The following is a 12,390-nucleotide window of genomic DNA, read 5'->3' as shown; positions in this document are numbered from 1 at the left end:
CTGACTCGCAGTTGTTGTCGTTTTGAGGGCTCAAAACGACAACAACTGCGAGTCAGTTGGGAGAGAGGGGGCTACTCGGTCCGGGAGGGCGCAGCGAGGGTTGCCAGCGTGGACACCAGCAGCCGGCGCTCCACCACCTTGATCCGCTCGTGCAGGGTTTCCTCGGTGTCGGTTTCCTCGATGGTCACGGCTTCCTGCGCGATGATGGGGCCGGTGTCCACTCCGGCGTCGGCCCAGTGGACAGTGCAGCCGGTGACCTTGACCCCGTAGGCCATGGCATCCCGGACGCCGTGCGCACCGGGGAAGGCCGGCAGCAGGGCGGGATGCGTGTTCAGGTATTTGCCTTCAAACGCGTCGATGAAGGACGGGCTGACGATCCGCATAAAGCCGGACGACACCACGATGTCCGGGTTGAACGCGGCCACCGCTTCGGTCAGGGCAGCGTTCCATTCCGCGCGCTCCGGGTGCGCTTTGAAATCCACCACAAACGTGGGGATCCCGGCGGCTGCGGAGCGTTCAACGCCGTAGGTGCCCGGCCGGTCGGCTCCCACCGCCGCAATGTCAACGTCGAGCTCCCCCGCTTCAACCGCGTCTATGACTGACTGGAGATTGGACCCGGTTCCGGAAACGAGGACAACGATACGCATGGGACTAGCTTATGGGCACGCTCGCGTAGGCTGGAAAACATGAACAGCACACCGGATCCAGGCGGGCCCCAGCAAACGAAGGCCCCGCTCAGTGAGGCAGCCAAGGCCTCCCTGGCCAGGACCCGGTCCCTGTTCCGGATGTTTATTGTCTCCGTGCTGGGGGCCTACTTCGTGTACCAGCTGGATGTGGGCTACCTCTGGCTGACCGCCATCCTCACGGCGGCAAGCATTGCTCTGGGCATCGTCCTGCTGGTCCGGGAGGCGAAGTACCGGCAATCCAGGCTGGTGATGTTTGGTGCCATCTCGGGGCTGGTGGTTTCAGCGGTGATGGCGCTGGTGATCATGGTCACTGCGTTGTTCTACGGCGACGTCAGCGACTACCAGGCCTGCGAGAGACGGGCGCTGACGGACCAGGCGCATTCGTCCTGCATGGTGCAGCTTCAGGATGCGTTTCCCGGCGCACCCTGATCCGTAAGACGGCAGACGGCAGCCGGCACCCGACAGCCGCCACCAGCACCGGCTTAATGCACCAGCTGCGCGTTGTGCTCCGGCACCGTCTGCCCGCGTTCCAGCCAGGGTCCGGCCGCGTAACCGATCACGACGCCGATCCCCACCTCGGCGGCCACCCAGACTCCCGTCCACAGCGGGTCAGGCCCAATGTCGGTCAGCCGTCCCAGTCCGGCTGAGCCCCGCGCCAGGAATGCGGCCCCCATGGCCAGCAGTCCCGCGGCCAGCCCGGCGAGCAGGCCCAGCACCAGCGTGGATGCCGACGCCGTGAACCAGCGGGCACGGATTTTGATGGACAGCCATTCGTCGAAGTGGTTTTCACCTTCGCGGAGGAACCACCAGCCCGCCAGGACACCGGCCAGCACGGGAACCATCAGCGCCACGAAGCCAAACTCCAGCCCGCCCGCCGGAATCGCGGCCAGCACCGGAACCGAGGGCAGCGGCCCCACGGCCGTGGCCAGCGGGCCCACCTGGGATCCGGCACCCATGGCGAACCCCGCCCCGGAGGTCCAGGACAGCGCAAACACCACCAGGTTGGGCAGGTAGCCGAGCTGCGCGATGGTGAGGGCCGCACCGCCCACCACACCGGCGTCGAGCGCCTCGTAGACGGTCACCACCAGGTTCCAATGGATAAAGAGGTCCACGGCCAGCAGCACCGCCGACAGCGACAGCGCCACCAGGACGCCCACCACGCCTGCCTTGGCGGCGGACGCAAGGTACGAGCCCGCCCAGCGCGAATGCTGGCTGGTCCGGGAAATCCAGTCCACCGCGTCCACACCGATGAGCCGGCTCCACGATCCCGCCTCGCGCCGGGCCCCGATGATCATGCCCAGGGCAAAAGGGATCAGCGGGAACAGCATGGCGTGCCAGAGATTAATAACGACGTCGGGCGTGCGGCACACAAAGGCAGTCGCGGCTCCGAAGACGGAATAGACAGCCCACGAGCCCAGGAGCGCCTGCCACAGTTGGTCAGTGTAGGAGGCGCGCGCCAGCCGCCGGCCGGCGCGCCAGGCCAGGAGGAAGGGAATAAGGGTCAGGCCCAACGGCACCAGGCTGAGGATCCCGCTGGCCCCGGTGGCCGCTGCATCCTGCCCCACGCCCACCAGTTTCAGCGGCACACCGTGGACCAGGAGCCAGGACTGTCCGGCCAGGCGGGCCAGAACATCAGGCTGCCCGTTCTGAAAACCCGCAGTGGCCCAGACGGCGACGATGGGGGCCAGCACCGCGAGCGCGGAGATGACGGCGGCCTGCACCGATTCCAGCACACCCTGCAGCCATAAGGGCATGGGTAGGCCACGGTCTCCGGTCTGATCAGCGCGCAGTTTCATCGTGTTCCATGGTGTCACGCCGGGCAGCCCGCGCCGGTGAACGACAGGCGCGCCACGGCAGACCCGGCCCGGGCATAACAAACGCCGGGGCACCACACGGGTGCTCCCGGCGTCGTTATTCCAGCTGACCAGCCAGGCCGACGCCCCCAATAGCAGGAACCCCGCCGGCCTGGATGGAACCGGTCAGGCGCGGCCGTCGCCGTCGCGGCGGTCCGGCGCCTCGTACCTGCGCAGCCGTGCCGCGCGGGAGGGTGCAACTGCCGCGGGCGGCTCTGCGCCGATGCCGGCAGTGGGGGTGCCCGCGTTCAAGTCGGCATCGCCTTGGAGGTCCACTGCTTCCACGGTGGTGTCCTGCACATCCGAGTAGGTGCGGACTTCCCTGTCGTAATGGGTGTACAGCCGGTCCTCCTCCTCCGGTGTGAGGTGGCCGTCCGCCTCGACGCGCGGTGCGTCCTTCACGTGGTCCCTGGAGAAAGGAACCACCAGGTTGCCGTCCTGGCTGCGCGCGCCCTCGACCGGAACAAAAGACTGCGAGGTGCCGAAAAGGCCGGTCTTGACGGTGACCCAGGTGGGTTCGCCGGTGTCATCGTCGGCATAAAGCTGGCCGATGGAACCGATGGTGGTCCCATCAGCACTTACAACATGGCCGCCCCGGCTGAGCAGTCCTTCAATGTCTTCCCTCGCGAGCATGGGTCTCCTTGCCTGCGCCCGGCAGATGCCCGGCAGTGGTTGTCCCCGGCGCCGGAGTCCAGCGCCGGGGTCCGACCCCGGCTGCTTGAGGCCTCATTGCTTGCCCTCTACAGTAAGCATGCTTAGTAGAAAAAGGGAACCCCACCCGCCGGCAGGCCCGGGGGAACCCGGGTTGTTCACCCAAGCTTTCCCTGCGGGCTACGCCGTCTCCCCCGGCAAGCCAGAGCCGGCCACCACCGTGGAGGGGTGAGGATCGCAATTGTTGCCGAATCATTCCTGCCGCTGATGAACGGAGTCACGCACTCCATCCTGCGGGTGCTGGACCATCTCCAGGACCGGGGCGACGACGTCCTGGTCATCGCCCCGTCCACCCCGGACGCCCAGGCGCCTGCGGAGGTCCAGGGCGCTGCGGTCCAACGGCTGCCGGCGGTCCCGCTGGCGGGGTACGCGAACGTCCGGGTGGCCATGGGCGGTGTATACCGGGTCAAGAGAATCCTTGCCGAGTATGCCCCGGACGTGGTCCACCTCGCGTCGCCGTTTGTACTGGGCTGGCGGGCAGCGCAGGCGGCCCACCAGCTGGGCATCCCCACGGTGGCGGTGTACCAGACGGAGGTGCCCAGTTATGCGGGCCGGTACGGCGTTCCGTTCCTGGAGAACTGGGCCTGGAACCGGGTGGAGAACATCCACCTGCTGGCCACCCGCACCCTGGTGCCGTCCACTTTTGCGCTGAACCAGCTGCGCGGCCGGGGCATTCCCCGGGTGCAGATGTGGCGCCGCGGCGTTGACACGGCCCGGTTTTCGCCGGCGAAGCGCGACGCCGGGTGGCGGGCTTCGGTGGCCCCCGGCGGGCAGCGGATCATCGGCTATGTGGGCAGGCTCGCCGTGGAGAAGCAGGTGGAGGACCTGGCCGCACTGGCCGGAATTCCCAACACCCGCCTGGTGGTTGTGGGCGACGGGCCCCAGCGGGCCGCGCTCGAGGAGGCTCTGCCCGCAGCGGTCTTCACAGGATTCCTGGGCGGGGACGACCTGGCCCGGGCGGTGGCGTCCTTCGACCTCTTTGTCCATCCCGGCGAATTCGAAACGTTCTGCCAGACCATCCAGGAGGCCATGGCCTCCGGTGTGCCGGTGGTGGCCACGGGCCGGGGCGGGCCGTTGGACCTGGTGGAGAATTCCCGGACCGGGTGGCTGTATGAACCCGGCGACCTGGCCGGCATGCGCGCCCGCGTCCAGGACCTGATGGGCGACGACGCCAAGCGCCGCGCCTTCGCGGCCGCGGCCCACGACTCGGTCCAGGCGCGGACGTGGCCCGTCCTGTGCGCCGAACTGGTTCGCCATTACGACGACGTCCAGGCAGGGACTGCCTCGCCTGCGGTCAGCGCCGGGGCGCCGAAGCCGTGGGGCAGCAGACGGTTGCCCGCCTGAGCGGGCCGGGCCTCCGCGTCAGTCCAACAGGCCCAGCTCGGCGAAGGCCAGCGCTACGCCGTTGCTGTCGGGGCCGGGCGTAAACCTGTCGGCGACCGCGAGGACGTCCGGGTGGCCGCCTTCCACGGCGATGCCCACGCCGGCGTAGGCCAGCATTTCGATGTCGTTGGCACTGTCGCCGATGGCCACAATGTCGTCCCGGTCCAGGCCAAGATGGGCTTCCACCACCTGGATGCCCACTGCTTTGTGCACGCCGGTCATAAAGATTTCGCCTGCGCCCTCGCCCAGCGCGGACAGGGAGCTGGGGATGAGTCCCACCTCATGGCCGAAGTCTGCCAGGAGGCTGCGCAGGGGCACGGGTGAGTCGAAGCAGGAGATTTTGGCGAAGGACTCGGACCGCAGGTCATCGCCGTACTGCATGGGGCCGAGGATGTCTTCCAGGGGGTCCTCGGCGGAATCCTGGCCGGAGCCGGAGGTGTGCCGTTCGGCGAAAACCGGACCAAGAACGTTCCGCAGCCGCTGGTCCACACCTGTGCGGCCATGGAGGGATTCCGGGGCTTCGAGGATGTACGCAACGTCATTGGCGTCGAGGATTTCCACGAGCCGCCGGGCCAGGTCCGGGTTGAAGCGGGTGTCCCGGAGGACCACGCCGTTCACTTCCACGCGGGCGCCGGCACCCGTCACGGTCCCGTCGAAGCCGGCGTCGAGGATCCGTGCCGGGACCATCGAGAGCGGCCGGCCCGTGCAGACAAACACCAGGTGGCCCAGGCGCCGGGCTGCGCGGACGGCGTCCACATGGGCCTCGGGAGCCAGTCCGTGCTCAGCGTAAGTGCCGTCAATATCAAGGAAAACGGCACGGGTACGGACGGTTGGCTGGCTGGACATGCCGGAGCTCCTCAATAGGTGGCGGGGACCCTCCATCCTATCCACGCCCGGATGACGCGCCCGGGGCGCCGCCGCTCCCGTCGGCAGCTCCCCGGGCAGTTTCCGACCGCAAACTGACAGCCATCCTGTGATATTCAGGGTCTTGCAGGAAAGTAAGCACGCTGATTGAATGAGGGAACCGGTAGTGGGGACCCGGCACAACTTACTGATTAAGGAGTGACAACATGGGTATTCTCGGATTTCTCATTTTGGGCTTGATCGCCGGCGCCATCGCAAAGGCAATCCTGCCCGGGCGCCAAGGCGGAGGCTGGGTGGTCACCCTGGTCCTCGGCGTTGTGGGCGCCCTCCTGGGCGGCTGGATCGGATCGCTGATCTTTGGCGGCGGCTTGGCAGAATTCTTCGACATCCGCACCTGGCTGCTCGCCATCCTGGGCTCGATCGTAGTGCTCCTGGTCTACGGCGCTGTGGCCAACCGCGGACGCAGCCGGGCTTAGCAGCCCGGGTCCCAACACAAAACACAAAGATGCCGTCCCCCTTTCGGAGGGCGGCATTTTTGTGTCCTGTACTGGCTTCCGTTCCTGCCATTGCAGCGGTTCATGACCGCGGCGGGGTGTAACAACCGGGAAACCGATTCCGCACATCGCCGCACATTTGTGGAAATTGGTTTTATGATGTGCGAGGGGGTGGTGTCATGGCCGGATCAGGTCACGCCAATGATGTGGCAGTGCGGATGTTCGGCGCGATGCTTGACGCCAGTCCGGATGCCTTGCTGGCGCTTACTGGCGGGGGAACCGTGACCCTGGCCAACGCCGCCGCCTCGCGGCTGTTCGGATACAGCCCGGAGGAATTGAGCGGACTCCCTGTCGAGGCGCTGCTCGGCGCTGGCTTTCAGCAGGAACTGGCCCAGATCCTGGGCCGGTCCGGGGCCGGCTCCCCCAACCATCCGCCGCTGCTGGAGGCGCAGGCCATCCGCCGCGATGGCACTGCCTTCCACGCAGAGGTGGCCGGGTCTCCGGTTCCGGCGGACACGGGTGCCGCCGGTGGCCACCCGGACGGGCCCCTGCTGTTGGTCTCGGTGCGGGATACAACCCACCGGCACGCCACCAACGCCGATCTGCGCGAGGCCATGTCCCTGCTCACGGCGACGCTGGAATCCACCGCTGACGGGATCCTGGTGATGAGCAGGGAGGGCCGGGTGGCGGGCTACAACGACAATTTCCTGACCATGTGGGGCATCCCGCCCGAGCTCCTCCAGGGCGACAGCGAGGAACCCATCATGCGGATCATCGTGGGGCAACTCGCTGACCCCGTAGCCTTTATGGGTCGCCTGAACGAATTGGACGACAATCCGGAAGAAGAAAGCCACGATGTGGTGGATTTCCGGGACGGCCGGACCTTCGAACGGTATTCGAGGCCGCAGCGGGTGGGCCAGGGCATCGTGGGACGGGTGTGGAGCTTCCGGGATGTGACTCCGCGCCGGAAGGCACAGGAGCAGGCGCAGCAGGCAATGCTCGACCTGGCAGCGCAAACGGAAAAACTCCGGGCCATGGCTTTCCAGGATCCGTTGACCGGGCTGGCCAACCGGGCAGTTTTTAATGATGCCCTGGCCGTGGCCCTGGCTGAGCCCCGTTTGAAATCCGTGGACGTCCTCCTCCTGGACCTGGACGATTTCAAGGAAGTCAACGACATCCTGGGGCACCAGGCCGGTGACGACATGCTCGTTGAGGTGGCACGCCGGCTCCGGGGCTGCGTACCCACCGCCGAGGTGGTGGCCCGGCTGGGCGGCGACGAATTTGTGGTGCTGCTGACCGCCAGCCCCGACGCGGATGAGATCGCCGAATGCATCGTCCGCTGCCTGCACGTCCCGGTGACAATCCACGGCACGCTGCTGCGGCCCAGCCTCAGCCTGGGCCTGGCCTCCAAGAGCCAGGACACGCTGGGCCCCTCCGAGCTGCTGCGCCAGGCGGACATTGCCATGTACGCGGCCAAGGCTGCAGGCAAGAACCGGTTCCTGCGTTTCCACCCGGACATGATGACGGCGCTGGTGCAGCGGACCGACATGGAAGGCGGCCTGCGGCTCGCGGTTCCCCGCGGCGAGATCAGCGTCGATTTCCAGCCGATTGTCTCGCACCGCATGGGGCAGGTGGTTCAAGTCGAAGCCCTGGCCCGGTGGACCCGCGCCGGGGAGCGGGTGCCGCCGTCGGTCTTTATCCCCCTCGCCGAACGCACGGGCCTGATCAGTGAGATCGGCATCGAGGTGATGGCCCTGAGCATGGTGCAGCTGGCGGGCTGGCTCAGCGAGGACCCCGCCAGGTCGCTGGCCGTGAACGTCTCGGCTGTGCAACTGCAGGAGTCCGATTTCGCAGAAAAGGTACTGAGCCTGGCCGAGGCCAGCGGCGTGTCCGCCTACCAATTGGTGGTGGAGGTTACCGAGAGCGTGTTTTTCGACGACGACTGCGCCCTCATCAGGCAACTGGGCACCCTCCGGAACGCCGGCGCCCGGGTGGCGCTGGACGATTTCGGCACCGGTTATTCCTCCCTGGGCAGGCTGCAGGACCTTCCCGTGGACACCGTAAAGATCGACAAGTCCTTCGTCTCCATGGTGCGGACCGGCCTGGAACGCCTGCCCATCCTCAGCTCCATGATCAACATGGCCCACAGCCTGGGCCTGACAGTCACAGCGGAGGGCGTCGAAACGGCAGCCCAGGCCGACTACCTCACGGCCCTGGACTGCGACACGCTGCAGGGCTATCTGTTCTCCCTGCCGGAGCCGGGATCCCGGCTGGTGCAGGCGGTCCGGCATGCCGAGGCGGCGCTCACCGCGCTGAAGCAGCGGGAGTAGCCGGGCTGGTTGTTATCCGGTCCGCCTAAGCGGCCTGTTTGCGTCCGGGCTGGTGGGGGTGTTTGTCGGCGTCACCGGCGGCGGGTGCCGGGCGCTTGGCGGCGCCCTGCGTGGGCTGCCGCGGCGGCGCAGGCCGGGTGTGCTGCTGCGGCGGCGTTGCCTGCGCGTTCCTGGCGGCGGTTGCGGGCTTCGAAGTGGCGGCCTTGGCGGGAGCTTCGGTCCGGTCGGATGACGCCGGGGCTGACGCGCGTTCCAGCGCCTGGAACGCGGCGCGGTTGCGGCGCCAGCGGCGGATCAGGCTCGCGGCGGCCAGTAGTCCGGCCAACGGCGACAGCACCGCTGCGAAGTACACAAAAAGCAGCCACGTCAGCGTTGCCAGCGGCGGCTGGTTGTTGTGCAGGAGGGAGAGTCCGCCCAGCAGCCCTACAGCCCAGAAGGCCAGCACGGCAGTGAGCACCGCGGCGGCCGGAAAATACTGGTTGGTCACGATCTTCTTGAGGGTTTCCATGCATTTTCCTCCTGCCTGGCCGGGGCTCGGCGAACGCCGTTCATTTCAAGTATGGGGCCGCGGGTGACGAATACAGCGCAAGACGCCGTGGCGAGTGATGAACATAACTGGAGACTTTTTTCGGCCGGTTCCTGCCCTGCCCGCCCACCCCGGATCCTTCCCTCCGGACGGCCCGCGGAATACGGTAGGACCAGGGCCGGATCAGGGTCCCTTGACGCCTTTGGAGGCACCGATGCGCAAAGTCACAGCAGGCCTGTTCCATTCCGTGGACGGCGTGGTTTCCGATCCTTTCAAGTTCCAGTTCGACAGCTTTGACGCGGAGCTTGGCCAGGGCCTGAGCCGGATGATGGAAACCGTGGACACGGTGGTCCTGGGCCGGGTGAGCTACGAGGAGTGGGCGGGCTACTGGCCCACGGCATCGGCGGACGAGGACTTTGCCGGCTTCATCAATCCCGTGGAAAAGTTCGTCGCTTCAAAAACCCTGGCCGACCCCCTCACGTGGCAAAACTCCACCGTGATGGACGCTCCCCTGGAAGACTTCGTCGCGGGCCTGAAAGCCCGTGAAGGCGGCGAGATCGCGGTGTGCGGCAGTATCTCCATCACCCGCCAACTGCTTTTTGCCGGCCTCCTCGATGAGCTCACCCTGATGACCCACCCCGTGGTGGCCGGGACGGGCCGCAGGCTGTTCGAGGACGGCGACCCGCTTACGCGCCTGGTGTTGGCGGATCAGTCCCGCACCAGCAAGGGCAATGTCCTGAGCACCTACAAACGGCTGGACTAGGCCCGCGCCAGGGCGGCGATGTCTGCAGGGGTGGTCCGGCAGCAGCCGCCAAGGATGCGGGCACCGAGCCCGCGCCATGCTCCTGCGCCCTGGGCCAGGCCCGGCACACCAGCAGCGGCGGCATCCGTTCCGGCCGTCCAGGTCTTGGCCACGGGGTCAAAGGTCTCGCCGGAGTTGGGATAGGCCATCAGGGGTGTCGCTGTGGCGCGGCCCAGCGCTTCGAGGGCAGGTGAGACCAGCCGCAGCGGCACGCAGTTCACCCCCACCGCGGCCACCAGCGGCTCGGCATCAAGGAGGGCGGCCACGGCTTCCAGCGGAGTGCCGTCCGCCAGGTGCCCGCCGTCCTGCAGCGAGAACGTGAACCAGGCTTCAACGCCGTACTCCCGGACCAGGGCCAGCAGGGCTTCCGCTTCGGCAAACGACGGAAGTGTTTCGCAGGCGAGGACGTCAGCGCCGGCATCCACCAGCGCGGCGATCCTGGACCGGTGGAAATCCTCGAAGGCAGCCGGCGACAGCACGTAGTCGCCCCGGTACTCGGAGCCGTCTGAAAGGTAGGCGCCGTAGGGGCCCACCGAACCTGCCACCAGGAGCGGGCCGGCGTCAGGGTGCGCTGCCAGGTGCCCGCGCCGGGCCTCGTCCGCCAGGCTGACGGACAGCGCCACCAGCTCCAGCGCGGCCGCTGCGGACAGGCCCCGGCGGGCGAACCCCAGGGGTGTGGCCTGATAACTGGCGGTGGTGGCAATGCCGGCCCCGGCCGCGAAGTAGTCGCTGTGGACGTCCCGGATCAGGTGCGGCTGCTCCACCAGCACCTTGGCTGACCAGAGCGGATCGTCCAGGTTGCAGCCGCGTGCCTCCAGTTCGGTAGCCAGGGCACCATCGGCAATAAGGTTTGCGCGGGCTTCCAGGAGACGGGAGAGGGACGTGGCGCTGGGCATGGGACGAACTCCAAAACGTGGTGATTTCAGCATGGGCAACGTGCCATGCCGTTGGCGGGGAAGGCGCAGGACGGGAAGGCGCCGTGGGCTGGTTGCGGCCGGCGGCTGCGTCCTACCCGTCACCGGTGCGGTCAGCACCGGGCCGGGCTGCCGCCGTCGTCCGTGTCCTGCCGTGCCGGAAGTGGAACCAGGCGTAGCACCCGGCCACAAACGGGACGCCGAAGTACAGCGCCGCCACTTGGTTGGGATCCAGGGCGATCCCGATCAGGGAGACCACGCAGAGGGTGAACGCGAGGATCGGGACCAGCGGGTAGAGGGGAGCCCGATAGGTGAGGGACGCAACGTCGCCGCCGCGGCGGACGAACGCGCGGCGGTGGAAGAAGTGCGAGGCGGTGATGGACATCCAGACGGCCACCACGGCGAAGCCGGCCACCGACACCAGCACCAGGTACACGGTTTCGGGTGCCACCACGCTGCTGATGAGTGACGCTACGCCGCCCACCATGCTCACGGAGAGGGCAATCAGCGGGATGCCGCGGCGGGTGAGGCGGCGGAACGCGGCGGGCGCGTGGCCCTCGTCGGCCAGGGAGTAGAGCATCCGGGCGCAGGAAAAGAGGCCGCTGTTGCCGGCGGAGAGGAGCGCGGTGATGATCACGAAGTTCATGATGTCGGCCGCGAAGGGGATGCCGACGGCGGAGAACACCGTGACGAACGGGCTCTCGTCCAGGCCCACCTCCGTGTACGGGATGGTGGCGGCGATGACGGCGATGGCGCCCACAAAAAAGATCAGCAGCCGGATCACGGTGGTGCGCATGGCTTTCGGGATGCTGGTGGCCGGGTCCTTGGTTTCGCCGGCGGCCACGCCGATCAGCTCGGAGCCGGAAAACGCGTAGAACACGGCGAGCACGGTGATAAAAACGCCGGTGAACCCGTTGGGGAAAAGCCCGCCTTCGGTGGCGAAGTTTTCGAACAGGAGCGGGTGGTTGCCGCCTCCGCCGAGGGGCTGGAACCCGAACAGCGCCGCGCCGCCCAGCACAATCAGCCCGATGATGGCGGCCACCTTGATGATGGCGAACCAGAACTCGGACTCGCCGAAGAACCTGGCGGACACGGCGTTCAAGCCGAACAGCACGGCCGCGAAGACCAGGCACCAGACCCACACGGCGACGTCCGGGAACCAGCGCTGCATCAGCAGGCCGGAGGCGGTGAACTCGGACCCGATGGCCACGGCCCAGCAGAGCCAGTACAGCCAGGCGGTGGTGAACCCGGTGGCGGGGCCGATGGACCGCGCGGCGTAGATGTGGAACGCGCCGGACACCGGGTACGCGATGGCCAGTTCGCCCAGGCACGCCATCACCAGGTACACCACAAACGCGCCCACCAGGTAAGCAAGCACGGCGCCCAGCGGTCCGGCCTGGGAGATGGTGTAGCCGGAGCTGAGGAACAGACCGGAGCCGATCACGCCGCCCATGGCGATCATCACCAGGTGCCGCGGACCCATGGAGCGCCGGAGTCCGGGCGGGTGAGCCGCGTCGCGGTTTGGTGCGGCGGGCTGGACGGCCAGCGTCGGGTGTGCAGGGGTTTCCACGGGTCTCCAGGGGATTCAGGGGATTCAGGGGGTGCTTACGGGCCGAAGAAGTGCCCGTCGCCAGAGCCGAAAGTAGCACAATCCCCGAATTTGGCGCGTTAAAAACAAAAATACTTGTTCATATTGATCATTTTCTGCTTCGGGGCCTGGTGCTCAGGCGCGTTTCCTGGAACGCACGACGGCGGCGGGGGCCTGGCGGTTTCTAGGGGTCGTTGCAACACCTGTTGGTTAGGTGGTTAGTAGTAAATCACGTAGGC

Annotated in this window: 12 protein-coding genes; 5 read left to right on the top strand and 7 right to left on the bottom strand. The window is 67.3% G+C overall.

The window, feature by feature from the left end:
- Positions 1-71 precede the first annotated feature (71 nt).
- Positions 72-647 (bottom strand): phosphoribosylglycinamide formyltransferase, encoded by a 576-nt coding sequence (gene purN, locus ASF72_RS07770; RefSeq protein WP_056597868.1) that lies wholly within the window; start codon positions 645-647, stop codon positions 72-74.
- A gap of 39 nt (positions 648-686) precedes the next feature.
- Here purN and ASF72_RS07765 point away from each other — a divergent pair, with 39 nt between their 5' ends.
- Positions 687-1,115, top strand: coding sequence for a hypothetical protein (locus ASF72_RS07765; RefSeq protein WP_050684857.1), 429 nt, complete (start codon positions 687-689; stop codon positions 1,113-1,115).
- A gap of 53 nt (positions 1,116-1,168) precedes the next feature.
- Here ASF72_RS07765 and ASF72_RS07760 read toward each other — a convergent pair whose 3' ends face one another.
- Positions 1,169-2,482: a cell division protein PerM gene (locus ASF72_RS07760; RefSeq protein WP_056597867.1), complete on the bottom strand. Its 1,314-nt coding sequence runs from the start codon at positions 2,480-2,482 to the stop codon at positions 1,169-1,171.
- A gap of 183 nt (positions 2,483-2,665) precedes the next feature.
- Positions 2,666-3,172, bottom strand: coding sequence for a PRC-barrel domain-containing protein (locus ASF72_RS07755; RefSeq protein WP_056597865.1), 507 nt, complete (start codon positions 3,170-3,172; stop codon positions 2,666-2,668).
- Positions 3,173-3,418: 246 nt separating this feature from the next.
- Here ASF72_RS07755 and ASF72_RS07750 point away from each other — a divergent pair, with 246 nt between their 5' ends.
- Entirely contained in the window at positions 3,419-4,594 is a 1,176-nt protein-coding gene (locus ASF72_RS07750; protein WP_056597863.1) for a glycosyltransferase family 4 protein, read from the top strand.
- A gap of 18 nt (positions 4,595-4,612) precedes the next feature.
- Here the strand turns inward: ASF72_RS07750 and ASF72_RS07745 are convergent, their stop codons facing one another.
- A complete protein-coding gene (locus tag ASF72_RS07745) occupies positions 4,613-5,479 on the bottom strand; it encodes an HAD family hydrolase (RefSeq protein WP_050684853.1) in 867 nt (288 codons plus the stop codon).
- A gap of 224 nt (positions 5,480-5,703) precedes the next feature.
- On the opposite strand from ASF72_RS07745, the gene ASF72_RS07740 reads away from it, so the two are divergent.
- Both ASF72_RS07740 and ASF72_RS07735 read left to right on the top strand, forming a co-directional pair.
- On the top strand, positions 5,704-5,973 hold the full coding sequence (locus tag ASF72_RS07740) for a GlsB/YeaQ/YmgE family stress response membrane protein (protein WP_050684852.1): 270 nt from the start codon (positions 5,704-5,706) through the stop codon (positions 5,971-5,973).
- A 197-nt stretch (positions 5,974-6,170) separates the two neighbouring features.
- Positions 6,171-8,321, top strand: coding sequence for an EAL domain-containing protein (locus ASF72_RS07735; protein WP_056597861.1), 2,151 nt, complete (start codon positions 6,171-6,173; stop codon positions 8,319-8,321).
- Between the two features lie 25 nt (positions 8,322-8,346).
- Here the strand turns inward: ASF72_RS07735 and ASF72_RS20960 are convergent, their stop codons facing one another.
- Positions 8,347-8,829, bottom strand: a complete 483-nt coding sequence (locus tag ASF72_RS20960; protein ID WP_056597859.1) for a hypothetical protein — start codon at positions 8,827-8,829, stop codon at positions 8,347-8,349.
- Between the two features lie 232 nt (positions 8,830-9,061).
- Between ASF72_RS20960 and ASF72_RS07725 the strand changes: the two genes are divergently transcribed.
- Positions 9,062-9,610: a dihydrofolate reductase family protein gene (locus tag ASF72_RS07725; protein WP_056597858.1), complete on the top strand. Its 549-nt coding sequence runs from the start codon at positions 9,062-9,064 to the stop codon at positions 9,608-9,610.
- On the opposite strand, the gene mmuM is transcribed toward ASF72_RS07725, so the two are convergent.
- Both mmuM and ASF72_RS07715 read right to left on the bottom strand, forming a co-directional pair.
- Complete coding sequence (mmuM, locus tag ASF72_RS07720; RefSeq protein WP_056597856.1) at positions 9,607-10,545, bottom strand: homocysteine S-methyltransferase; 939 nt, start codon at positions 10,543-10,545, stop codon at positions 9,607-9,609. The two genes, ASF72_RS07725 and mmuM, sit on opposite strands and share 4 nt — an antisense overlap.
- Positions 10,546-10,657: 112 nt before the next feature.
- Positions 10,658-12,109 carry an amino acid permease gene (locus tag ASF72_RS07715; RefSeq protein ID WP_056598050.1) on the bottom strand — a complete coding sequence of 484 codons (1,452 nt, stop codon included), beginning with the start codon at positions 12,107-12,109 and terminating at the stop codon, positions 10,658-10,660.
- Positions 12,110-12,390: the final 281 nt, after the last annotated feature.

It is taken from the genome of Arthrobacter sp. Leaf141 (assembly GCF_001424565.1).
Lineage (GTDB): Bacteria > Actinomycetota > Actinomycetes > Actinomycetales > Micrococcaceae > Arthrobacter.
The sequence above is the reverse complement of the archived record's forward strand: the minus strand, read 5'-3'. Positions and strand labels throughout refer to the sequence as shown.